This window comes from Cupriavidus sp. 05N39 (assembly GCF_056397325.1).
In genome coordinates, this window is record NZ_JBFTNE010000066.1 from 1 (window position 1) to 23,775 (window position 23,775).

Annotated in this window: 21 protein-coding genes; 7 read left to right on the forward strand and 14 right to left on the reverse strand. The window is 66.4% G+C overall.

Annotated features, from left to right (window positions below):
* Positions 1-517, reverse strand: a 517-nt coding sequence (locus AC1DN0_RS27160; protein ID WP_477146150.1) for a hydrolase, incomplete at its 3' end; no start/stop codon positions are given.
* A gap of 462 nt (positions 518-979) precedes the next feature.
* On the opposite strand from AC1DN0_RS27160, the gene AC1DN0_RS27165 reads away from it, so the two are divergent.
* The gene (locus AC1DN0_RS27165) at positions 980-1,639 is read left to right on the forward strand and encodes a response regulator transcription factor (RefSeq protein WP_441630391.1); all 660 of its coding nucleotides are present in this window, start codon (positions 980-982) and stop codon (positions 1,637-1,639) included.
* On the opposite strand, the gene AC1DN0_RS27170 is transcribed toward AC1DN0_RS27165, so the two are convergent.
* From AC1DN0_RS27170 to AC1DN0_RS27205, 8 genes are all read right to left on the reverse strand, one after another.
* Entirely contained in the window at positions 1,636-1,854 is a 219-nt protein-coding gene (locus AC1DN0_RS27170) for a hypothetical protein (protein ID WP_477111556.1), read from the reverse strand. The two genes, AC1DN0_RS27165 and AC1DN0_RS27170, sit on opposite strands and share 4 nt — an antisense overlap.
* 116 nt (positions 1,855-1,970) lie before the next feature.
* On the reverse strand, positions 1,971-3,083 hold the full coding sequence (locus tag AC1DN0_RS27175; protein ID WP_441630395.1) for an alkene reductase: 1,113 nt from the start codon (positions 3,081-3,083) through the stop codon (positions 1,971-1,973).
* Positions 3,084-3,273: 190 nt separating this feature from the next.
* Positions 3,274-4,197: a LysR family transcriptional regulator gene (locus AC1DN0_RS27180; protein WP_441630397.1), complete on the reverse strand. Its 924-nt coding sequence runs from the start codon at positions 4,195-4,197 to the stop codon at positions 3,274-3,276.
* A gap of 46 nt (positions 4,198-4,243) precedes the next feature.
* Complete coding sequence (locus AC1DN0_RS27185; RefSeq protein WP_045242397.1) at positions 4,244-4,840, reverse strand: TetR/AcrR family transcriptional regulator; 597 nt, start codon at positions 4,838-4,840, stop codon at positions 4,244-4,246.
* A gap of 206 nt (positions 4,841-5,046) precedes the next feature.
* A complete protein-coding gene (gene actP, locus AC1DN0_RS27190) occupies positions 5,047-6,687 on the reverse strand; it encodes a cation/acetate symporter ActP (RefSeq protein WP_477111555.1) in 1,641 nt (546 codons plus the stop codon).
* The gene (locus AC1DN0_RS27195; RefSeq protein ID WP_441630401.1) at positions 6,684-7,046 is read right to left on the reverse strand and encodes a DUF485 domain-containing protein; all 363 of its coding nucleotides are present in this window, start codon (positions 7,044-7,046) and stop codon (positions 6,684-6,686) included. Before AC1DN0_RS27195 ends, actP begins: the two co-directional genes overlap by 4 nt.
* A 49-nt stretch (positions 7,047-7,095) precedes the next feature.
* Entirely contained in the window at positions 7,096-8,319 is a 1,224-nt protein-coding gene (locus tag AC1DN0_RS27200; RefSeq protein WP_477146151.1) for an FAD binding domain-containing protein, read from the reverse strand.
* A 2-nt stretch (positions 8,320-8,321) separates the two neighbouring features.
* Positions 8,322-8,810 carry a VOC family protein gene (locus tag AC1DN0_RS27205; RefSeq protein ID WP_441630405.1) on the reverse strand — a complete coding sequence of 163 codons (489 nt, stop codon included), beginning with the start codon at positions 8,808-8,810 and terminating at the stop codon, positions 8,322-8,324.
* 1,039 nt (positions 8,811-9,849) lie between these two features.
* On the opposite strand from AC1DN0_RS27205, the gene AC1DN0_RS27210 reads away from it, so the two are divergent.
* The gene (locus tag AC1DN0_RS27210) at positions 9,850-10,176 is read left to right on the forward strand and encodes a hypothetical protein (protein ID WP_035874195.1); all 327 of its coding nucleotides are present in this window, start codon (positions 9,850-9,852) and stop codon (positions 10,174-10,176) included.
* A 138-nt stretch (positions 10,177-10,314) separates the two neighbouring features.
* Positions 10,315-12,204 carry an FAD-binding protein gene (locus AC1DN0_RS27215; protein WP_441630407.1) on the forward strand — a complete coding sequence of 630 codons (1,890 nt, stop codon included), beginning with the start codon at positions 10,315-10,317 and terminating at the stop codon, positions 12,202-12,204.
* 9 nt (positions 12,205-12,213) lie between these two features.
* Here the strand turns inward: AC1DN0_RS27215 and AC1DN0_RS27220 are convergent, their stop codons facing one another.
* From AC1DN0_RS27220 to AC1DN0_RS27240, 5 genes are all read right to left on the reverse strand, one after another.
* Entirely contained in the window at positions 12,214-12,513 is a 300-nt protein-coding gene (locus tag AC1DN0_RS27220; protein WP_477111554.1) for a c-type cytochrome biogenesis protein CcmI/CycH, read from the reverse strand.
* Positions 12,514-12,574: 61 nt separating this feature from the next.
* A complete protein-coding gene (locus AC1DN0_RS27225; protein WP_477111553.1) occupies positions 12,575-13,720 on the reverse strand; it encodes a porin in 1,146 nt (381 codons plus the stop codon).
* 232 nt (positions 13,721-13,952) lie between these two features.
* The gene (locus tag AC1DN0_RS27230; protein ID WP_441630413.1) at positions 13,953-14,921 is read right to left on the reverse strand and encodes a Bug family tripartite tricarboxylate transporter substrate binding protein; all 969 of its coding nucleotides are present in this window, start codon (positions 14,919-14,921) and stop codon (positions 13,953-13,955) included.
* A gap of 461 nt (positions 14,922-15,382) precedes the next feature.
* Complete coding sequence (locus tag AC1DN0_RS27235) at positions 15,383-15,892, reverse strand: PaaI family thioesterase (protein WP_441630415.1); 510 nt, start codon at positions 15,890-15,892, stop codon at positions 15,383-15,385.
* Positions 15,893-15,938: 46 nt separating this feature from the next.
* The gene (locus AC1DN0_RS27240) at positions 15,939-17,102 is read right to left on the reverse strand and encodes a CaiB/BaiF CoA transferase family protein (protein WP_477103641.1); all 1,164 of its coding nucleotides are present in this window, start codon (positions 17,100-17,102) and stop codon (positions 15,939-15,941) included.
* Positions 17,103-17,365: 263 nt separating this feature from the next.
* Between AC1DN0_RS27240 and AC1DN0_RS27245 the strand changes: the two genes are divergently transcribed.
* From AC1DN0_RS27245 to AC1DN0_RS27260, 4 genes are all read left to right on the forward strand, one after another.
* Complete coding sequence (locus tag AC1DN0_RS27245; protein ID WP_477111552.1) at positions 17,366-20,143, forward strand: winged helix-turn-helix domain-containing protein; 2,778 nt, start codon at positions 17,366-17,368, stop codon at positions 20,141-20,143.
* A gap of 180 nt (positions 20,144-20,323) precedes the next feature.
* The gene (locus AC1DN0_RS27250) at positions 20,324-21,463 is read left to right on the forward strand and encodes an acyl-CoA dehydrogenase family protein (protein WP_441630421.1); all 1,140 of its coding nucleotides are present in this window, start codon (positions 20,324-20,326) and stop codon (positions 21,461-21,463) included.
* Positions 21,464-21,497: 34 nt separating this feature from the next.
* Positions 21,498-22,685: a lipid-transfer protein gene (locus AC1DN0_RS27255; RefSeq protein WP_441630423.1), complete on the forward strand. Its 1,188-nt coding sequence runs from the start codon at positions 21,498-21,500 to the stop codon at positions 22,683-22,685.
* 90 nt (positions 22,686-22,775) lie between these two features.
* Positions 22,776-23,765: a Bug family tripartite tricarboxylate transporter substrate binding protein gene (locus tag AC1DN0_RS27260; protein ID WP_441630425.1), complete on the forward strand. Its 990-nt coding sequence runs from the start codon at positions 22,776-22,778 to the stop codon at positions 23,763-23,765.
* Positions 23,766-23,775: the final 10 nt, after the last annotated feature.

Here is a 23,775-nt window from a genome sequence, read left to right on the forward strand (position 1 = left end):
ATTCGAGCAGCACCTGCTGCCAGGTCACCGGCACCACGCCGGCCTGCACCATGCGCTGCATGGCGTAGTCGTGCGCTTCCTTGCTGGTGCCGCCGGAGGCGTCGGCCACCATGTAGATCTCATAGTCGCCTTCGAGCATCGCGCACAGCGCGAAAGTGGTGTTGCAGACTTCGGTCCACAGGCCGGCGACGACGACCTTCTTGCGGCCGTTGGCGGCCAGCGCGTCGCGCACCTTCTGGTCGTCCCACGAGTTCATCGAGGTGCGTTCCAGCGTCTTCTGGTTGGGGAACACGTCCAGCAGCTCGGGGTAGGTGAAGCCCGAGAACGATTCGCTCTCCACGGTGGTGATGGTGGTGGGGATGTTGAAGATCTTGGCGGCCTTGGCCAGCCCAACGGCATTGTTCTTCATCGCCTGACGGTCCATCGACTGCACGCCGAAGGCCATCTGCGGCTGGTGGTCGATGAAGATCAGCTGGCTGTTTTGCGGGGTCAGCACTTCTAGCTTGGCGTTGGTCATGATTCTTTCCTGAGGTTGGGTTGTCGGGATCGTGCAGACATGACGCGGCACTGGCGGCAGACGGCCGATTCCCGGTGGGTTGCTGCGGCGCCCGATCACGGCAGCGGCGCGGCCGTGATGCGCGGGAGCGAGGCTGGATCTCTCTGCGCAAGCAACCCGAGCGAAGGCTAAACTTGCCCGGAGGAAATCACTATCGTCTGTTCGTATTAGTCGGCTGCCGTCGGGGTGTATGCCGGCAGGGCGGGCGCAGTAATCACAAGGCGCCTGATAGCTAACTTTATTGTGTCGACCACGGGTTAAAGAACAATAGACAACAATAGACAAAACCGGCGGCACAAATTGACAATACAAAGGCGAGACAGCGGCGTAGATTCCAGGCGGGGATGCCGCGCAGCCCCGGACAGCAACCGGCATGGCCGAGCGCCTGCCGGTCTTTTTTGACGCTGAATGGAGAAGCAGATCGTGACATCCCAAAGCCTGGAGCCCGCCGAGCCGAGCGCTCGGGACGACGCATTGGTGCTGGTCGTCGACGACGATGCCATGCTGCGCGGCGCGCTCGGCAATCTGTTCCGCTCGGTCGGCATGAATGTTGCATTGTTCGGCTCGGCCGCGGAGTTGCTCGAGTACCAGATGCCGGACGTGCCCTGCTGCCTGGTTCTCGATGTCAGGCTGCGCGGCCCGAGCGGACTGGACCTGCAGGCGCGCCTGGCGCAGCTGGGTATCCACGTGCCGATCATCTTCATGACCGGCTACGGCGATATCGCGATGACCGTGGCCGCGATGAAGGCCGGCGCCGAAGACTTCATGGCCAAGCCGTTCCGCGACCAGGACCTGCTCGACGCGGTATCGGTGGCGCTGGAGAAAGACCGGCGGCGGCGCGAGGGCATGCGCCGGCTCCAGATGCTGCGCGCCAGCTTCCAGACCCTGACGCCGCGCGAGTCGGAAGTCATGGCATTGGCGGTCTCCGGGCTGATGAACAAGCAGATTGCCGGCGAGATTGGCATCAGCGAGGTCACGGTGAAGATCCACCGCGGACAGGCGATGCGCAAGATGAAGGCGCGCACCTTTGCCGATCTGGTACTGATGGCGCAGAAATTGGGCGTGTGCCACGCCGAAGGCTAGGCCGGGCGCACCCGATGGCGGCAAGCCGGCGTGAAGAAAAGCCGGCCGGCCCCGGGGATGCTGGAGGCGCGGCCCGGCAAGGAGGAGACGCTGTACGGCAGGGCGGGGCCAGCCCCCGCCACACCCGCTGCCCGCTGCCCGCCGCCCGGATGCTCCAGTACCGCGAAGCGTCCCTGCTGGCGCCGTGCCTTGTCAGCATCATAGGTGTGCCGCATTGCCTATGCCGCTGTCCATCAGGACGGGTCGGCTAGCGTATGCGTTTAGGGAAATCAGACCTTGGTATGACTGACCACAATCGGGCCTGCGGCCCAAGCCCCCGCACGCCCCGCGCTCACGCCGCGGCCGGATAGTCGATGTAGCCACCGGCGCCGCCGCCGAAGAAGGACGAGGCATCGGGCGCGTTCAGCGGCAGGCCGCCGCGCAGCCGGACGGGCAGGTCGGGATTGGCGATGAACGGGCGGCCAAAGGCGATGATGTCGGCGCGGCCGCTGGCGAGCGCATGCTCTGCGCTGTCGCGCCCGTAGCCGCCCGCCAGCATCAGCACACCGTGGTAGGCCCCACGCAACTGCTGGATGATTGCGTCCCAGCGGGGATCGGCGTGCTCTTCCCTGACCGTGCCGACCATGGCCGGCTCGACCAGGTGCAGATAGGCCAGGCCACGGGTATCGAGCTGGCGCACGATATAGCCGAAGGTCTCTTCGGGCGACACATCGCCCATGCCCATGAAGCGTCCCATGGGCGTCAGCCGCACGGCAACGCGCGCGGGCCCCACCTCCGCCGCGATCGCGTCCACCACCTCCAGCAGCAGCCGTGCCCGGTTCTCGATGCTGCCGCCGTAGGCGTCATCGCGCTGGTTGCTGCTGGAATTGATGAACTGGTCGAGCAGGTAGCCGTTGCCGGCGTGGATCTCCACGCCGTCCATGCCCGCGGCCATGGCGTTGCGGGCGGCGCGCCGGTAGTCGGACACGATGTCGCGGATGCCATCGAGGGTCAGCGCCTGGGGCACCGGCACGTCGCCCCAGGCGCCGTTGCCCTGCGCGTCGATGATGTAGGTCTTGCCGGGGACGGGCAGGGCGCTGGGTGCCACGGGCAGCGCGCCGCCGGGCTGGAACACCGGGTGCGAAACGCGGCCGACGTGCCACAGTTGCATGAAGATGATGCCGCCCTGGTCGTGCACGGCGTCGCTGACGGCCTGCCATCCCTGGATCTGCGCCTCGCTATGGATGCCCGGCGTCCAGGCGTAGCCCTGGCCCTGCTGCGAGATCTGCGTGGCTTCGGTGACGATCAGCGCCGCGCCGGCACGCTGCCGGTAGTACTCGACGTTCATGGCGGTGGGCACGTTGCCGGGCTGGCCGGCGCGCGAGCGCGTCAGCGGCGCCATGGCAACACGATGCGGCAGGGTATGGTTGCCGAGGCGAATGGGGGTGAAGAGATGGTGGGTCACGGTGGTTCTCCGTCAGGTGCGATGGGGGGCGGCGGCTGCAGGCTCGCCTTTGCGCCGCGCTGCCCGTCTCGAAAAGAGATGACCTGAAGGTTAGGCGCCAACCCGTCGGCGGAGAATCGGGCCGCCGCGCAACGTTGCGTTGCGCTGGAAGCAAGGGGCAAGGGGCGGGGAAGGGGAAAGGGAAGGGGGGTCAGCCGCCCGCTTCTTTCCCGCCGGTCGGGCCGGGAATCCGCGAGAGAAAGTCGAGGAAGGCGGCGATGCGCCGCGAGCCGCGCTGGTTGGGCAGGTAGAGCGCGGAGATGGCCGAGCTGGCGCGGTTGGGGTTGACGGTCCAGTCGTCCAGGATGGCGGTCAGGCGCCCGCCCTGTATATCCTCGTCGACCAGCCAGTCGGGCAGCAGGGCGATGCCGCCGTCGGCCAGCGCCAGTTCGCGCAGCACTTCGGCGTTGTTGCTCCTGAAGGTGCCCGGAACGGGCACCTGGACTTCCTCGGCGCCGCGCAGGAAGGTCCACATCTGCTGGCCCGCGCCGTAGCTGAAGCGCAGGCACGCGTGCCCGGCCAGCTCCGCCGGCGCGGCGGGGATGCCGCGCTGCCGCAGATAGCCCGGACTTGCCACCACCCTGCGCCGGAACGTGCCGATCTGACGCGCCACCACCTCGTCGAGCGACGCGGCGCTGCCCAGGCGGATGGACAGATCAATGCGTTGGCCTAGCAGGTCGACGATCTCGTCGGTCAGCGTTACCTCCATCTCCAGTTTCGGATACTGCGCGAGCAGGCTGCCGAGGAACGGCGCGATGCAGCGGCGCCCGAACGCCACCGGCAGCGACACGCGAAGCTGGCCCACCGGCGTATCGCCGCGGTCGGCGATCAGCGCATCGGCTTCCGCCACCGCGTCGAGGATCTTGCGCGCCCGCTGGTAATAGGCTGCGCCAGCTTCGGACACCGTCACCTGCCGTGTCGACCGGTTCAGCAGCACGGTGCCCAGTTCCTGCTCCAGGCTGTCCATCATGCGGGTCACCGATGACGTGGCCAGGTTGACCCGGCGCGCGGCGGAGGAGAACCCCTTGGCGTCGACCGTCTCGACGAACAGCTTCAATGCCAGCAGCTTGTCCATGGGTAAGACTCCAGCGGAAAGGGGCGTCGGTTATCCTCGCAGGGACTTATTTGCCGGGCTTGTCGGGCGCGCGCAGGGAACGCATGACGGCAGGCGCGCCGTGGAGAAACATGTCCACCTTGCGGCGGATCACGGCGTCGATGTCCGAGGGTACCTTGAGGCCGTAGACCCATTTGCGCACGCCGAGATAGAAGATGGCTGCGTGCAGGCCCCATATCATCTCGACCTCGGCTTCCAGCTCCGCCGCGTTGCGCGGCTCCGGGATGCCGTACTCGGCACGCACCTCGGCCAGCACGGGCAGGAAGACCTTGCTGCGCAGCTTGTTGAGGTATTTGTTGTTGATGCCTTCGCGCGTGAGGCCGGCAAAGATGAAGACCCGGATCCATTCCTCGCGCAGGATCACGGATGCGTAGTCGAGGTAGAACGCATACAGCCGTTCGGTCAGCGGCGTGGCGCGGTCGGCGATCTGGCGTTCCCAGTCGGGCCGCCACTGGAACACTTCGCTGTAGACGCGATCGATCAGCGCCTCCTTGCTGGAGAAGTAGCGGTACAGCAAGGGCTGGGTGACGCCGATCTGCTTGGCGAGATCGCGCGTGCTGCCGGAGAAGCCGTTGCGCGTGAAGTGTTCGATGGCCTTCTGCACGATCTGCTGCTCCCGCTCTTCGGGGAGCAGCCGTTTTCCGGTCTTGGCCGGTGCATCGTTCTCGGTCGGCGTTGCGTCTCGTTTCATTCGTTCACCTGTGGCAGGCACGTCCCGTGCGGAGCGCTTGCGGCATTGTACCAATCGGGTGATAAATTGAGGCGCGGCCGGGCTGCCGGCAGTGCGGCCGGCAGCACAGGGCACGGGTGCTACCTCGGCTTGACCAGCCCGAGCTCGCAATCGACCAGCTGATTGTTGAAGGCGCCGCGTTCGCGCGCACCGCGCGCGGACCGGTCGGTGACCGAGAACACGTAGATGCCGGCAAAGGCCACCAGCATGGAGAACAGCGCCGGATACTCGTACGGGTAGATGGCACTCGCATGGCCGAGTACCTGCATCCACACGGTCGGGCTCAGCACCGTCAGCACCACCGCGGTCAGCAGCCCGAGCGAGCCGCCCGCCACGGCGCCCCGCGTGGTCAGCCCGCGCCAGTAGATCGACAGCAGCAGCACCGGGAAATTCGAGCTGGCGGCGATGGAAAAGGTCAGGCTGACGATAAAGGCGATGGTCTGCTTCTCGAACAGGATACCCAGCAGGATGGACAGTACGCCCAGTACGAGCGTGGTCATCCGGGAGACGCGCATCTCCTCCTTGTCGGTGGCGTTGCCCTGGCGCAGGACCTTGGCATAGAGATCGTGCGAGATGGCCGAGGAACCAGCCAGCGTCAGCCCCGCCACCACGGCCAGGATGGTCGAGAACGCCACCGCGCAGATGAAGCCGAGGAACAGGTTTCCGCCGACGGCATGGGCCAGGTGCACGGCCACCATGTTGACGCCGCCGATCACCGCGCCAGCGGGCGTGTGGTAGGCCGGATCGCTGGCCACCAGCGCGATGGTGCCAAAGCCGATGATGATGATCAGCGCGTAGCCGGTGCCGACGATGCCGGTGGCATAGAGAATGCTCTTGCGTGCCGCCTTGACGTCGCCGACGGTGAAGAAGCGCATCAGGATATGCGGCAGGCCGGCGGTGCCGAAGATCAGCGCCAGGCCGAGCGATACCGCCGAGACGGGATCGGAGACCAGGCCGCCCGGGCTCATGATGGCCGCGTGCTTGCCGTGGGCCTCGATGGCCTGCGCGAACAGCGCGTTCAGGCTGAAGCCGAAGCGGCTCATGACCATGAACGCCATGAAGGCAGCGCCGGCGAGCAGCAGCACCGCCTTGATGATCTGGATCCAGGTGGTGGCCAGCATGCCGCCGAAGAACACGTAGACCACCATCAGCACGCCGACCAGCACCACCGCCGCCGTGTAGCTGAAACCGAACAGCAGCTCCACCAGCTTGCCGGCCCCCACCATCTGCGACACCAGGTACAGCAGCACGATGACGATGGAACTGGACGCGGAGAACGCGCGGATGGGCCGCTGCTGCAGGCGGTAGGAGACCACGTCCGCCAGCGTGAAGCGGCCGAGGTTGCGCAGCGGCTCGGCGATCAGGAACAGGATGATCGGCCAGCTGGCGAGAAAGCCGATGGAATAGATCAGGCCGTCGTAGCCGCTGGTGAAGACCAGCGCGGAGATGCCCAGCAGGGAGGCCGCCGACATGTAGTCGCCGGCGATGGCCCAGCCGTTCTGCAGGGCGGTGATCTTGCCGCCGGCGGCGTAGTGGTCGGCCACGCTGTGGTTGCTCCTGGCGGCCCAGCGCGTGACCAGGAGCGTGGCGGCGACGAACACCAGGAACATGGCGATGGCGATGACGTTCATGCCCTGGCCCACCGGACCCGGCGCCGCGAACGCGGGCAGGGCGGCAAGCAGCAGGGCTGCGGCAGTGGCGGAAATGGCGGTTTGCTTCATTTTGCTGCCCCTTGCTTGAGGTCGCTGATCCGCTGGTCGTACACGGTGTTGGTGCGATGCACGTACACCGCCACCAGCAGGAAGGTCACCGCGAACATGCCGAAGCCCACGGGAATGCCCACGCTCATGGGCTGGCCCAGGGTCAGTTGGCGGCCCAGCAGCGCGGGCCGGAAGGCGAGCGTGAGGATGTAGCCGAAGTACACCGCCAGCATGGTGGCGGTCAGGGCCCACGCGAACCTGCGCCGCGCGCGCACCAGGGACTGGAATGCCGGATTGGCGAGCAGGGGATTCGGTGGGGCCGCGGCGGGCGTGGCGCTTTCGCGGGCGGCTGCGGCAAAGGTGGGGGCGGTGTGATCCAAGGTTGTCTCCGTTTGGGGGCGGTTGGTTTGGCGTGGGGCGGCGGCGCGCTCAGAAGCGCGTCGACACCGCCGTCTCGCGCATCACGGCTTCCGGCGTGCGATAGCGCTCGGCCATCTGGCGGTCGGTCTCGTTCTTGAGCTGCGCCTGCATATAGGCGCCGAGGTGGCGCGCGTGCCGGACGATGGCCGCACCCACCTGCACGCGCTCGGCGCTGTAGCTCTCCAGTGCGGCACTGACGCTGTCATGCGCTTGCAGCGCGTTGACCAGCGACATGGCGTCGCCCGCGGCCTTGGTCACGCCCATGCCGCAGTGCGGGCGCGCCACGAAGGCGGCGTCGCCGAGCAGCGCCACGCGGCCGAACGCCATGCGCGGCACCTCGAGGTCGAAGATGGGCTGGAACAACGGCTGCGCGGCCTTGGCCACCACCTCGCCGAACTGGGGTGCCAGGTTGGCCAGCGCGGCTTCCTCCATGCTCGCCAGCACGTCCGGCCGGATCAGCGCCGGCGGGATGCCGCCGGACCAGCGCTTGCCGCTGGCGTCGGTCAGCAGGTTGGGCAGGTCCATGTCTTCGCTGGTGGCGCGGTACCACACGAAGTTGTAGCGGCGCTCGCCAACCCGGGTGCTGTTGCCCTGGCCCGCCACCGGGTAGCCGAGGATCTRCTCGCGCGGCGGCAGGCAGAAGGCGAACTTCTCGAACAGCATGTCGCGCGTGGCTTCGCTCAGGCTCGTTTCGTCCACCAGGCCGCGCCACGCGATGTAGCCGGCGTACTGGAGCCGGGCCTCGGGCAACAGGCACTCGCGCAACGCGGAGCGGAAGCCGTCCGCGGCGACCACAAGATCGGCGTGATGGATCGAGCCGTCGTCCAGCATCACCACGGCGCGGCCGGGCTCGCTGCGCACCGACACCACATTGGCGCCCGTGCGGTAGGTGCCTCCGGTGAAGGCGGAGCGCAGCACGTGGTACATCTTGCCCCATGCTGTCAGCGTTTGCGGCAGCTCCCGCTGGGCCAGGACGCTGCCGTCCTGGCCCAGCGTCAGCCGGGACTTCACCTGCACGCCGATGGCGTCGTCCACCTCGACCCCGGCGGCGGCCAGGGCCTCGAACAATTCCGGATGCGTGACGATGCCCGCGCCGCGCCCGGCAAGGGCTTCGGGAACGCGCTCGCATACCTCCACTTCCCACCCGCCGCGGGCGAGCAGGTTGGCCGCGAACAGCCCGCCCAGCGAGCCGCCCACGATGATGGCCTTTGGCCGTGTCGATAGGGCTGTCATGGTCAGTCTCCTGCCACTGCGGGGAGGGGCGCGCGTGCGCCGTCGCCCGGGATTTCAAGGCCCGCCACCTCGGCGGCGGGGTAGTTCAGTTCAATGGTGACGCCGGAAGGGTCCTCGATGAACACCTGGTGCAGGCCCAGGCTGGGGACGGTGCGGTCGCGCCACGGGATGCCCTCGGCTTCCAGCCTTGCCCACATCTGCGCCACGCCGGTGGCCAGGAAGGCGATGTGGTCGAGGGTGCCGGTACCCGCCGCCGCAAGGGCGCGGTCGCCGAGGTAGGCGGACAGCCCGCCGGGGTTGTCCGGGGCGACGCCGATGATGTGGACGGTGCCGAAGTCACCTTCGTCACCGCCCATGTACAGCCATGCGCCGGGGAAATCGAAAGGCGGGCGATAGCCTTGCCTGAAGCCGAGAATGCGTTCGTAGAAGGCGCAGGATGTCTCGAGGTCCGTGGTGCGGATCGAGAAGTGCGCGAGTTTGCGGATTGCCATGGTTGCCTCTGCTATTGATCGACCGATTAGTGATCGGTTGATAAATTGTAGGGCGACTGAGTAAAACGGCCAAGGGTGGGCAGGGGGGTACTTACCCTGATCGGCGGGTCGCGCGCCGGGTGGGCCACTTCGCTGAGGCACGGGCCTGTGCCTCAGTGAAGTGAGATCCCCTTGATGCGGTTGCCCATGTGGGCAACGGCAGCGCCGGATGCAATGCGCAGATCAATGCTTGGTAGCAGCACACTTGCACCTCACGCAAGTAAGACTTAAGCATCTTCTACTTCCGAATTGATCCACAGGCACTAGCATTCCAAGACGCGGCGAGATGGGAACCATGATGCTAGCCCGGGACACGGCGGCGGCGCCCACAGAAACCACTAGTGAGGCGCACCTGAAGGGCTTCGTGCGCGCTTGCGCGGTGCTTACCGGGTTCGAACCTATCAAACTTCATGGAATCTCTCTCGTGCAACATCATCTCGACTTCGTATGCCTGATCACTGGAACTGCTGCAGTGGACGAACTCATCAGGCGGATCACCCGATTTCCCAATGAGGGACCGCACCAGGGTCGCACCACGGCCCGGTCTGGCGTGCGATCCACACCCATCCTCCGGCGCTAAGCAGCAGGGCTACGGTGCGCGGGCCGAACCACCGGCCGCAACGATCGCGCTGATTCGCCGCACTCGATAGTCGTCACCTCATTTGCCGGAAGGCAGATTTCCGCAATCTCGCCCAGGTTTCTGTGGGAGGCAACATGCGCCCAATGCCGGACCCCGACGTCTGATTCCCTGTTCATGGCGGTATCTCTGTTCAAGATATGCCGTCATGAATAGGGAAGACTAATGTCAATTATTCACGGAACCCTATCCTGTCAATTCAACAATAATTCGACTCCCTATCTGGAGAGATTTAACAATTTCATAGTTCCTGAATGAAAAAGGAGAAAATTATGTCAGGTTRGACGTAAAGAACATCGACGCCACGCAGCGGCATCCTGATCGTTTTTCGCTTAACACTTTTTCCGTAGCAGGAGACACACCATGAGACCGGTCCAGAAGATCACCGTCAACAACAAAGGCGGGTACGTGTTCAATTTTTCCGTCCAATGGCTTGGTAGCGACGGCAAGTGGAATACCACCGAGTGGAACAGCGGAAATTATCCCGTGGCGCAGTCCAGGACATCTCCCCCGCTCGACACAATCGGTGTCCCGGCCGATGCGCTGGCTGTGACGCCATACGGGCACGCGGTGGCCGGGACTTCCGGTCAGGGAACACCGTTTGTTGGTTTCGCGCCGAACAATCAGATCGCAACATATGATGCAGTCGGGACGACTTACATTGGCTTTGCAATCAATCTGATTGAGTAGGCAGCAAACTCTCCTCTGTGAGGCCCGGCATCAGCGTTCCTGCGATCCGTCATCGGGGGGAGGCCGGCGCCGGGCCTCACCTTGCCCGATCGTCCAGTTTTCATATAACAGCCTGATGGATCGCCGGAGGGAATTACCATGAGACAAGTCAATAAAATTGGTTGCCTTAACAATGGCATCTTCAAGATGAACTTTTCGATTCAATGGTTCGATTCGAAGGGGAGTTGGCATACCTCCGACTGGAATAGTGGCAACTTCGACAACGGCCTGTACAAGGTGAGTCCTCCACTTTCGTCGATCGGGATCCCGGCAGACGCGATTGGGGTGGCGCCCTACGTTTCCGCGGTTCTGGGAGCAAGTAACCGGGGGACGCCCCTGGTGCAGCCGGCGAGTAACGGCAGGCTGGCCGCGTATGAGGTCACGGGGACGACCCTGGACTTCCGTGTTCTGCCACTGCCGTGGAGGAACTGGGCGCAGAACATCGTTCATACGATGACGATCGATGGCGAATACTACTTCTCTCCGACGAGCCGCGCAGAACTCCAGGGCATCGTGCGCCAGGCAGTGCAGGCTGGCGCGACGGTTCGTGTTTCCGGCCAGCGGCATGCGCAGCCGCCGCTGGTCGCCGAGGACAATCGCCTCGCCCCCGCTCCCGACCAGTGGCTCATCGACCTTTCCTGCTATAAGGACCTCGGTCCCGGCGGCGACCAGTCGATCGTGCTGCATCAAGCGGAAGGCACGGTCACGGTGAATACCGGCGTCCGCGAAGATGAACTGGATGCGTTCCTGACCGCCAACGACATGATGCTCAAGACCGTTACCGCGGGCGGCTTCTTCAGCCTTGGCGGGATGACGGCGGTCGATGTGCATGGGGCGACAATCAACGCGCCGATCTTCGCGGAAACGGCCTCGGCGTTCAGCATCATGGGCCCGGATGGCCAGGTGAAGACCATCGACACACAGACTCCGGCGGAGGGTGGCTGGTCGCCCTTACAGTTCGCGCGCGTCTCTCTCGGTGTGCTGGGGGTCGTCACCTCCGTCACCGTCGATGTATTGCCACGCCCGTGGGCCACGACCTTGAGCCCAGGCAAGAACAGCCGGATTACGTGTATGGATGAGACGGCGTTCGTCGCCCAGTTCAAGACGCTGCTCGCGGGCCATGACCGCGTTGAGTCCTTCCTCAACCCGTACAACAGCAACTTTCTCGTCTTGTGGTGGGACGTGGTCGCGTCGCCGTCGACGAAGATTCCGAACCTGAAGCCAAGTGTCCCGGATGCGTGCACCCTGGCGGGAGAGGATGTCTTTGGCGCGCCCTACCTGATACCGCTGGAGCCCATCATCGAGCCTCCGCTCATCGCGGCGCAGTATGCTGGAATCACAACCGCTGCGAGCGCGATCATTGATGCCGGATACCTGACTGTCGAAACGCTCTTCGATCAGGCCACGGCTGTCTACTCTGACTTATGGCTGACGAAGGCCTCCCGCGTGATCTTCATGTCCTATTTCATCGAGCTTCCTGCGCTCGACGACGCGGGGCTAGGCAAGGCCTGGCAGGGCCTTGATGCGGTGATGGCTCGTATCAGGAGTTCCACCGATTTCCTGGTGGTTGCACCGATGGAATTCCGCTTCGTCCGCGGCGGCAACACCGCATTGGCCGGGACATACACGGACACCCCCAATGCAACCTTCGTCAATCTGGACCTTATCGGGTACGTGCCGGCCGTCGCAGGGTCCGAGTACCCCGACCGTCTGCTCCATTTCTTCGCGGACATCGAGCGAGCCTGGGTTGCGCTGGGAGGAATGCCGCATACCGGCAAGATGTTCGGCTTCTACGACCCGGGTCAACCTGCCGGGACCTTCTCGCCGCCATTCAACCCGGTTTTCCTGCAGGATCTCGCGAAGCGCCGCAGTGTTCGAACCAAGGCCTTCGACGCCTACCGGCGAACCTGCGATCCGAAGGGCAGTTTCCGCAGTAGTTTCGTGGCGGCGCTGCTGGGAGACACGAATTTGCCGGGCAAGCCAGGCTGAGCCAGCTACCTAGGGGGCCGTCCTATCGATCACGATCCGCACATCGCTGCTTCCCAAAGCAACCGGACCGACTTGCCCAAACAGGTCGCCGGCGTGCGGCATCGCGGTTCCGCCGGGAGAGATGCGCGCCTCTAACATGACCTCGGCATGCCCAGAGAGGCGGTTGGCCGGGGAAAGCGCCAGCGTATCGTCCAGCGTGAACGTGACTGGCAGGTCGCGCACCTGCCGCTTCAGTACGGCAAGCGGCATGCGCGGGCCCTGTACCGCACGGGTGAAGATGAAGACCGTGTCGCCGGGCGCGCGGCGCAACCGTGCCGGTCACCACCGCGGGGCTCTCACGCCGCGTCAGCTCCGCAGTGCCAGGCTTACCTTAAAAGATGTGCCGCACGCCGACCGTGACGCCAACCATGCTCTTCTGCCCCGTCATCGTCGGATAGTTGAACGCGAAGGCAGTCGCCGCGCTATCGAAGCTCAACCCGCCGTTACGCGCGTACCCGGCGGACAGGTAGACGTCCGTGCGCTTGGTGAAGTTGTAGTCGGCGATAAAGCTGTACTGCTGCATGTTGGCGGGGTTGGTCTGCGGCGCGCCGACTGCCGCGCGCGCGGATTTCACGTCGGCGTAGTAGTAGGCGAGCGACAAGCCCAGGGCCGGCGTGGCCTGGTAGTTGACGCCAGCCCACCAGTAGTCGTCGCGCAGCAGCGTGCTGCCGTTGCTGAAGTCAGCCTTGTTCCAGCGATAGCCGCCCATGACCTTGAGCGGGCCTGTAGCGTAGCTCGCGGCGCCGGCAAACTTGCGTACCGTGCCGGGCTGCCCGGTGGTCACGGCCGGTCTCCATTCGTCATAGGCCAGCGACGCCCCGAATCCATTGCTCAGGTACTGCAGCGAGGCGCCAAAGGCGGTGTTGTCGCTGAAGTGTCCCGGCGTCTCGCCGGCGCCGCCGTTGGCCAGCGCCGTGCTGGCGTTCAGTACCGAGACGCCGGTGCCGAAGGAGTAATGCGCCACGGCCTGGAGCCCGCCGAACTGGCCGGTGTACTTGACCATATTGCTTTCGCGGTAGTTCAGGCCCATCCACCAGATGCCCGGTTCATAGGTGGCCGCAAACCGCAGCGGCGAGAAGTTGGCAAGGCCATCGAAGAAGCTGGTGTACTGGCGGCCCACCGTGATCTTGCCGTAAGCGCTGTTCTGCAACCCGACGAACGACTGGCGCCCGAACAGAACGCCCGACTGCAGGTTGCCGGTATCGGGCTGGAAGCCGCTCTCCAGCACGAACAGCGCCTGGTTGCCGCCGCCGAGATCTTCCACGCCGCGCAAGCCCCAGCGCGATGCGGAAAGTCCGCCGACGCTGGGTTGCGCGAAACGGTAGCCGCCGACGTTCGGTGTTGCCGGCGATGCAGCCACCCGATTGACGTACTCCACGGAAGCGTCGATCACGCCATAGAGGGTAACGCTCGATTGTGCCTGCGCTGCGCCGCTCACCGCGCACAACGCCGCCAGCGCGACCAATGTTCTTTTCATGCTATGTCTTCTCCTTGTGCTTGTTTTCAGAGTCACCGGGAACCAGCCTCCTCGTCGGATCCCGTGATGGCATTAGAGCGTGGCGCTCCTTTTTTCCGACCCACCCAAAAGGGAGTGAATCGCTGCGATGGTGGTTTTAATCCCGCAGAAAATCGGCGAGGCGGTCAGTACCTATTGACGAATGCGGAAGATGATTCCTCGCAACGCGGGCCAGCCGACAGCCAGTCGGCGGTCAGTCAGCCTTGGCCCCGGTCGACTTGATCAGTCGCGCCATCACCGGCTCGAGCGTCTCGAAGTCGCGCTTGAATTCCGCCGAGGAACTGCCGACCGGCTCCAGCGCAAGCATCTGCAGCCGCTCTTTCATCGGCGCGGCGTTGACCGAAGCGCGTGCCTCCGTTTCCAGGCGGGCCAGTACCGGCGCGGGCGTGCCTGAGCGCGCCATCAGGCCAACCCAGCCGGGCGGGCTCAGTTCCTGGTCCTTCAGGCCGATCTCGGCAAGGGTCGGCACGTTCGGCAACGCCTTGACGCGCTGCTTGCCCACGATCGCCAGCGCGCGCAGGCGCCCGCTCTGGATATGCGGGCCCAGCGTGCTGACCGAGCCGATGGCCCACGAGATGTTGCCGCCGATCATGTCCTGCGCCATCGGCGCTTCGCCCTTGTAGGCGATATGGGCCATGTCGAGCCCCCGGGACTGGTTGAGGTAGGCGCCCAGCAGATGCGGGAAACTGCCGGTGCCATAGGAGCCATAGCTGACCTTGCCCTTGTTCTGCGCGGCCCAGTCGAAAAACTCCTGCATGTTCTTGACCGGGATCTTGCTATTGACCGCGAACACGACCTGGCCGATGCAGATCTCGGAGACAAAGGCCAGGTCGCGCCGCACGTCGTAAGAGACGTGCGAGTAGAGATACGGTGTGTTCATGATCGGCGCGGAATGCGTGATCAGCAGCGTGTAGCCATCCGGTGCGGCGCGCGTCACCGCCTGGACGGCCAGCATGCCCGCGGCGCCAGGCTTGTTGTCGACGATGATGGTCTGGTCCAGCCGCTTGCCCATATCGTCGGCCAGTGCGCGCGCGATGGTGTCCGTTGCGCCGCCGGGCGGTGCGGGTACGACGAACGTGATGGTGCGCGCGGGATAGCTTTGCGCGCCGCAAAGCGCGCTCCAGGCAAGAACGGCAACGGCAAAGAGAGTCTTCTTACGCATTTGGCATGACCTCGCGGTGAGTTGGGAGTGGTGCCCGCCTGGCAGGGGTCGGCGTGGTCACGCCGTGCTGGCCGGAAGGGCTGCTCAAGTGCGACGGTAGGGGATGCGCGAAGGGCTGTAACCAGCCATATTGGCGGGGCGGGATTTCACTATCCGGGTGAACCCGATGGGCGCCGCCGCGCGTTTCGGTAGCGCTCACGCACGACGCGACGGGCTGGGGCCGGAGGCAGTGTGTTTGAGGCCCGGAAAAAAAGAACTCCGGCCGCGAGGCCGGAGATCAAGACCCTGCCGGCATCGAGCGCCGTCAAGGTGGAGACACGGAAAGGGCCGTCCCGCCGCCCGGTTTGTGCTTCGTTGCGGGCCGGCGGCCAGACATGCGTGACCGCCGGCGACTCAGGCCAGCATACGTTGATCAGGATGCGCGCGCCCCCGCCAGAAGGGAGGGGCGCGGGAGATGGCTCTCAGGATGGCGCGTGCCCTCCCAGTGGCGAAACCCTTGCCGTCTGGTCCGGGCGGCCATCGCTGGTGCCCAGGTAGAACACGCCGGCGGCGTGCAGCGCCGTGCGGTCCCCGACCATGATCCGGCAGTTCACGTTGGCGACGCGCCGGCCTTGCTTGAGCATGTCCACATGCGCCTCCACCCAGTCGCCGGCATGTGCCGGGCCAAGATAGTCCACGCTGAGATGCAGCGTGCGGGGCTGCAGGGTGCCGAAGCGGCGCACCATGACGATCCCGAACGCACTGTCGGCCAGCATGGCCATGAAGCCCCCGTGCACGATGCCGATGGCGTTCAGGTGTTCGTCGGCGATGCGCACGCCCACCACCGGCCGCTCCGCGTGCAGGTAGAAATCGGCACAATGGCGCATGAAGCCCCTGGCGCCGGCAAGCGGCTCGAAGCCGGCCGGCACGCCGCGGTCTTGCGGATCCCGATGGGGCAGGATTGCCGCCACGGAAGATTGCGATTGAGACATGGAATTCACTCTATGGTCAGGGCGGCCCGGCGTCGCGGGGCCGTCATCACGCGTGGGGCAGGAAACCAAGGCCCAGTTCACGCAGGCGCGCCACCGACTGTGCGTCGAACCCCCAGTCGCGCAGCGCCGCGGCGCCGTGTTCGCCGCGTGCCGGCGCGGGCCCTGTGACTTCCGACGGCGTGCCGAGAAAGCGCGGCGCCGGCCCCGGCTGCACCACGCCGGCCACTTCGACAAAACTGCCGCGGGCGCGGTGCTGCGGATGATCGGGCGCTTCGGCGAAGCCCAGCACCGGCGCCACGCAGGCATCGCTGCCTTCGAAGATGGCGCACCACTCGTCGCGCGTGCGGGTCAGGAAGACCGCTTCGAAATGCTGGCGCAACACCGGCCAGCCGCTGCGGTCATGCTGCCTGGGCAGGTCTTTGCCGGCCAGGCCGAGTTTTTCGAGGAGTTCGGCATAGAAGCGCGATTCCACCGCGCCCACCGCCATGTAGTGGCCGTCGCTGGTGCGATAGCTGTCGTACCAGGGGGTGCCGCCRTCCAGCAGGTTGCTGGCGCGCTGCTCGCGCCAGTTGCCCGAAGCCAGCAGACCCCAGACCACGGCGCCAAGCTGCGCGGCGCCCTCGATCATGGCCGCGTCCACGACCTGGCCCTTGCCACCGCGCTGCACATTGAGCAGGGCGGCAACCACGCCCAGGGCGAGCAGCATGCCGCCGCCGCCATAGTCGCCCACCAGGTTCAGCGGCGGCACCGGCGCTTCGCCCGCGCGGCCGATGCCGGACAGCACGCCCGACAGGGCGATGTAGTTCAGGTCGTGGCCGGCGCGCTCGGCCATGGGCCCGGTCTGGCCCCAGCCGGTCATGCGCCCGTACACCAGCTTCGGGTTGCGGGCCAGCGCCACGTCCGGCCCCAGGCCAAGGCGCTCCATGGTGCCGGGCCGGAAGCCCTCGATCACCACGTCGGCGCGCTCGATCAGCTCCAGCGCGGCGTTGCGGGCCTCGGGCTGCTTGAGATCGAGCGTGACCGAGCGCCGGCCCCGGCCCGTGACGTCCACCCGCTTGCCGGTGGCGGACTTGGGGCCCAGGTCGGTGGGCGCCACCGGCCGGTCGATGCGCAGCACGTCCGCGCCCATGTCGGCCAGCAACATGGCCCCGAACGGGCCCGGCCCGATTGCCTCGAACTCCACTACGCGAATGCCGCTTAGTACACCCATTGCTGATCCTGTGAACGGTCTGGCCGGGCGCGGCGCGGCGTCCTGGCCGGTTTGGAAGGGGCCGGAGCGGGCAAATGCCGCCGGCGTCATGGGGCAAAGTAGAACAAATTGCGGCCATGCGCGGACCTACCCGCGTCGGGTAGGGGACCACGCCGGGCGCTCGGAGAGGCATATCCGGCCCCTATAATCCAGGCACCAGATCCCTTCGCGATAGCGCGCTGCCCCCCCCCACCCGGAAAGCAGTGCTTACAAGGCTTCCCAGCATGTCCGACTCCGGCGAGCAGCTGGCGGGAACGCGCGCTTCACCCGAGCGCCCGGTCCAGCCAATCACGCCCACCAAACTCACTCCGCCGCGCGGGGCGCGCCACCTGATGCCCCGCGAGGCCTTGATGGCGCGCCTGGTGGACGCGCGCCGCCAGCGCTGCGTGGTGATCCAGGGGCCGGCGGGCAGCGCCAAGACCAGCACCTTGCTCGCCTGGCGGCAGGCCCTGCTGACGCTGGACTTCGATGTGGCCTGGCTCTCGCTGGCGCCCGAAGACAACGACCTGACCAGCTTCTTCCATGGACTGCTGGCGAGCCTCGCCGCGGTGGACGCGGCGATGGTGCGCGAAGCAGAAATCCTGATGGGGCGCGACGGCGACGAGTCCGCGGCCGAGCACTGGGTGATCACGCTGGTGCGCGGCATCGCAAGCCGCCGGCGGGAACTGGTGCTGATGCTGGACGACGTCCACCTCCTGGACGATCCCCGGATATTCCAGGCGCTGCGCTGGCTGCTCGACTACGCGCCGCCCCACCTGCACGTGGCCCTGGCCTCGCGCAATGCGTTGCCGCTCTCGCTGGCGCGCCTGCGCAACCAGGGCCTGGCGACCGAATTCGACCTGCGCGACCTGCGTTTCACGGCCGAGGAGTCCGAGCGTTTCCTGCGCGAACAGCTTGGCAGTATCGACAGGCGCGACGCGCAGGTGCTGCACGAGCTGACCGATGGCTGGGCTGCGGGCCTCCAGCTGTTCGCGATCGATGTCAAAGGCAAGCAGGGGGCAGGCTTTGCGCGGGTGCAGGTGCGCGACGCCCAGGCGTTTGCCAGCTATTTCGAACGCGAGGTGCTGGTGCGCCTGGCCGGCGGCGATCTGCACCTGCTGACGCGCATGGCCGTCTGCAACCGCTTTTGCGCGTCCTTGTGCGCCACGCTGCTGGGGCGCCCGGATGCCGCCGGCGAGATCGCGGCCAGGCTGGCCCGGCTTGACGCGGATGACCTCTTTATCACGCAGATCGGTGGCGGCCAGGACGGTGAAACCTGGTACCGCCTGCATCCGCTGCTGCGCGAAGTCCTGCTGGCCCGGCTGGCGGAGTTGCCGCCGGCGGAGCAGCACGCGCTGCACGCGGCGGCCTGGCACTGGTTCGGCGCGCAGGGGCACATCGACGAAGCGGTGCGCCATGCGGTCCGGGCGGGCGACGCGGCCGCGGCGGCGGACCTGGTGGAAACCTGCGCGCACGACCTGCTGGCGCGCGGGGAACTCAGCCAGCTCGCGGGGCTGGTGCGGCAGCTGCCGCCGGAACAGGTCACGGCGCGCTTCGACCTGCATCTGGTGCTGGCCCACTTGCAGATGTATGCCGGCGAGATCGATGCGCTGACGCAGAGCATCGAGCAGATGGCGTCGCAGCACGAACGGCTCGGCCCCAGGCAGCGCTATGCGCTGGCACTGCTGCGCGGCGGGCTGGCGCTGCAGCGCGACGACACCGACTTGGTGGTGGCCTTGCTGCCGGAACTGCAGCGCGTGCCGTCCGACGCCGACGATTTCACCTACGCGGGGCGCGGCAATGTGCTGTCGTGGATGTTTATCCACCGCGGCGAGTACAAGCAGGCGCGCAAGGTGCTGGAGGAGGGCGCGTTGCATGGAGGCGCGCCGCGCGGCGTCCTGCTGGGACGCTGCATGGGCGGCATGACCCATGCGGCCGAGGGACAGTTCCTGCTGGCCGAGCGCATCTTCTGCGACGTGCTGGCGCAGGCCGAGCAGCAGGGCCCGGCCTACATCGGCATTGCCTGCATGGCCGCGGCGCTGCTTGGCGAGGCGCTCTACGAACTCAACGATGTCGATGCCGCGCGCGAGTTGCTGGAAAAGCGGATCGACGTGCTGGAGCGCGTCTCGATCCCGGATACCGTGCTGCGCGGCCTGATGGTGCTGGCCAACGCGCACTGGCAGGGCGGGCGCCGGCTGGAGGCGCGGGCCAGCCTGGAGCGTCTGGAAGACTATGCGGCGCGCCATCGTGTCGACCGCCTGCTGGCGAACGCGCTTTGCCTGCGCTCGCGCTGGTTGCTGGAAGAGGGGGAGATCGACGAGGCGGACGCCAGCCTGTTGCGCCTGGAAGCGCTCGCTGCCCGCTATGCGGGCGCGGCCCGCAGCACCGCCTGGGAGATCAGCGTCTGCGCGCAGATGGCGCGTATCGGCATGTGCCTGCACCGCAATGATTTCGACGGCGCCATGGCGCGGCTCACGCCGCTCAACGCGCTCTCCGAAGCCGGCGGACGCTGGTGCCGGGTGGCCAGCCTGCGGCTGCAGATGGCGTTTGCCGAACAAGGCCGCCGCAATCCCGAAGGCGCCCGCGGGCACCTCGTCGAAGCGCTGCGCCTGGGGCATCGGCTCGGGCTGATGCGCAGCCTGCTGGATGTATCGCCGCGCTTGCGTGACAGGCTCGAAGGCTTGCCGGCGGAGCAGGGGTTCGACCCGGTGCTTGGCTTCTACGCGCAGCGGCTGATGGCGGCGACGGCACCGGCCGGGCAGGAGGCGGCGCCGTCCGTGTCCCTTCCGGCTCACCCGGTGACCGATACGCTCAGCGAACGCGAGAACGAAGTGCTAGGCCTGCTTGCGCAGGCGCTGCCCAACAAGAAGATCGCACGGGTGCTCGGCGTTTCGCTGGACACCGTCAAGTGGCACCTGAAGAACATCTACGGCAAGCTCGACGTGTCGGGCCGCGACGAAGCGGTTGCCCGCATGCGCGACTACAAGACCGCGCAACCGCAGCACGCCCACCCCACCCGCTAGGGCACCGGCCGCGCAGGCCACCCTCGCCACCCTCGCCCGTACCTACCCCTACCCCTACTCCACCGGGGTAGGTACTTTTCCCCGCCCGGCAACCAGAATACTTCCATCAAGGCAGCGATCCCCGGTCCGGACTCACCGCGACAGACGCTGGCCTCGCAACCGACCAATGAGGAGCTTCTGGTGGAAATCAAGCGCACCGTCTATCGCGACGACCATGAAATGCTGCGGGAAACCGCGCGCCGGTTCTTCGAGCGCGAATGCCTGCCGCGCCAGGCACAGTGGGACAAGGACGGCCTGGTCGACCGCGAGACCTGGCTCAAGGCCGGCCGCGACGGCCTGCTGTGCGTGACCGTCCCCGAGGAATACGGCGGCGGCGGCGGCGATTTCGGCCACTCGGCGGTGCTGGCCGAGGAGTACCACCGTTCCGGGATCTCCGGCCCGAGCTTTTCGGTGCACTCGGACATTACCGCGCCGTACATCGTGCGCCTGGGCACCGAGGAGCAGAAGCGCGAATGGCTGCCGCCGATCTGCCGCGGCGAAAAGATCCTGGCGATTGCCATGACCGAGCCCGGCACCGGCTCCGACCTGAAGTCGATCCGCACCACCGCCGTACGCGACGGCGACGACTTCGTCATCAACGGCAGCAAGACCTTTATCTCCAACGGCCTGAATGCCGACATGGTCGTGGTGGTCTGCAAGACCGACCCCAAGGCCGGCGCCAAGGGCGTGAGCCTGATCATGGTGGAAGCGGACCGCGAGGGCTTCCGCCGCGGCCGCAAGCTGGAGAAAGTGGGCCAGCGCGCCGCCGATACCGCCGAGCTGTTCTTCGACAACGTGCGCGTGCCTGCCGGCAACCTGATCGGCAATGAGAACGGCGGCTTCATCCACCTGATGGAAGAACTGCCCCAGGAGCGCCTGATCATCGCCGTGTACTGCGCGGCAAGACTGGAGCGCCAGCTCGAACTGACCGTGCAATACGTCAAGGACCGCCGCGCCTTCAACCAGACCGTGTGGGACTTCCAGAACACCAAGTTCAAGCTCGCCGACGTCAAGGCCCAGGCCGTGGCCGTGCGCACCATGGTGGACTACTACATCGCCCAGCACATGGAGCGCAAGCTCACGCTGCAGGAGGCGGCCATCGCCAAGCTTTTCGCCACCGAGACCATGTGGAAGTGCATCGACGAGATGGTGCAACTGCACGGCGGCTACGGCTACATGCTGGAGTACCCGATCGCGCGCGCCTTCGTCGACATGCGCGTGACCCGCATCTTCGGCGGCACCAGCGAAGTGCTGCGCGACCTGATCGCCCGCAAGCTTTAAGTCCTACCGTCATCCAGAGAACCAGGAAACCATCATGAGCGAAAAAGTACTAGTTGGCGGCGTGGGCATGATCCCCTTCGCCAAGCCCGGCGCGAGCCTGAGCTATACCGAAATGGGCGCCGAAGCCGTGCGCCGCGCCCTGGCCGACGCCGGTATCGGCTACGACCTCGTGCAGCAGGCCTTCGCCGGCTACGTCTACGGCGACTCCACCTGCGGCCAGACCGCGCTGTACGAGGTGGGCATGACGGGCATCCCCATCGTCAACGTCAACAACAACTGCTCGACCGGCTCCACCGCGCTGTACCTGGCACGCCAGGCCATCGCGATGGGCGATGCCGACTGCGTGCTGGCGGTCGGCTTCGAACAGATGCAGGCCGGCGCGCTGAAGTCCCACTGGGACGACCGCCCGGTCACCCGCGCGCGCTTCCAGCCGATCATGCACGGCCTGACCGCCGACATGGCGCACCTGCCGCAGGCGGTGCGCACCTTCGGCGGCGCGGGGCGCGAGTACATGCAGCGCTATGGCGCCCGCCTGGAAACCTTCGCCGCGGTGCGCGCCAAGGCCAGCCGCCACGCCGCCAACAACCCGCTGGCGCTGTTCCGCAAGGTGGTGACCACCGAAGACGTGATGAACGACGCGGTGCTGTTCCCCGGCGTACTGACCCGCCTGATGGCCTGCCCGCCGACCTGCGGCGGCGCCGCCGCCATCCTGGTGTCGGAACGTTTCGCCAAAAAGCACGGCCTGCGCACCGATGTGCAGATCCTGGCCCAGTCGCTGACCACCGATCCGCCCGCCTCGTTCGATCCGCCGTCGATGCTGAACTATGTCGGCACGCATATGACGCGCGCGGCTGCCAACAAGGTCTATGAGAAGGCAGGCATCGGGCCGGAAGACATCGACGTGTGCGAACTGCACGACTGCTTCGCGCAGAACGAAGTGATCTGCTACGAAGCGCTGGGCTTCTGCCCCGAAGGCGGCGCCGAGAAGTTCGTGATGGACGGCGATAACACCTACGGCGGCCAGGTTGTGGTCAACCCGTCGGGCGGCCTGCTCTCCAAGGGGCACCCGCTGGGCGCCACGGGGCTGGCGCAGTGCTACGAGCTGACCCATCAGCTGCGCGGCACCGCCGAACAGCGTCAGGTGAAGGATGCGAAACTGGCGCTGCAGCACAACCTGGGGCTGGGCGGCGCCTGCGTGGTGACGCTGTACGGCAAGCACTGACATAGGGCACCACCTGCCCGACATGAAGGACAAGGTGCGAGCCGCCTGCCGACCCGAGCCGGCGGCCGCACCCAGACAGGAGACAGCAAAATGAAGTTCTCTCTACCGTTGCGCCTGCTTGGCTTCGGCCTCGCCATCTCCATGCTGGCGCCGGCGCTGGCGGCGCCAGCCGCTTCGGCCGACAGCTTTCCGTCGCGCCCGCTGCGCTTTATCGTGCCGCTGACGCAGGGCAGCGGCTCCGACACCGTGACCCGCTTCGTGGCGGACCAGGTGGGCAAGGAGCTGGGCCAGCCCGGCATCGTGGAGAACCGTCCCGGCGCCGATACGCTGATCGCCGTGCAAAGCATGCTCAACGCGCCGGCCGACGGCTACAGCATCTTGCTGATCACGCCGAGTTCCATGGTGATCAACCCGCTGGTGCATGACAGCCTGCCGTACGATCCGCAGCGCGATATCCGGCCGCTGGCCAGCGCCATCCGCAGCACCTCGGTGCTGGTGACGGGTGCCGGTTCCAGCTTCAAGACCTTCGACGATGTGCTGGGCGCGGCCCGCAAGAAGGCGCGGTCGGTCAGCATGGCGAACTACAGCTACCACTACCGCCTGGGCGGGCTGCAGATGCAGCAGATGGCGGGCGTTGAGTTCAACCACATTCCCTACAAGGGCGCGTCGCAGGTGCAGTCGGACCTGATGGGCGGTTCGGTGGACGTTGCGCTGCTGGACGTGGGCGGCGCGCTGCCGCTCATCCGCGCCGGCAAGCTGCGGCCGCTGGCGGTGACCGGCAAGGCCCGCCATCCGGAGTTGCCGGCCGTGCCGACCGTGCGCGAGAGCGGGCTGCCGAACTACGAACTCTCCGTGTGGATCGGCTTTGGCGTCAGCAGCAAAACCCCGGAACCCATTGCGCACAAGCTCGAAATGGCTTTGCTCAAGGTGATCGACAAGCCGGAGTTCAAGGACTTTGCCGCACGCACCGCGTATGCCGACGTGATCGGCCAGTCCGGCAAGCAGATGGCCACCATGATCGGAGCGGAAACGGTGCGTTACCGCCAACTGGTCAAGACCTATGACGTCAGCGCGCGCTGAACGCCGCAAC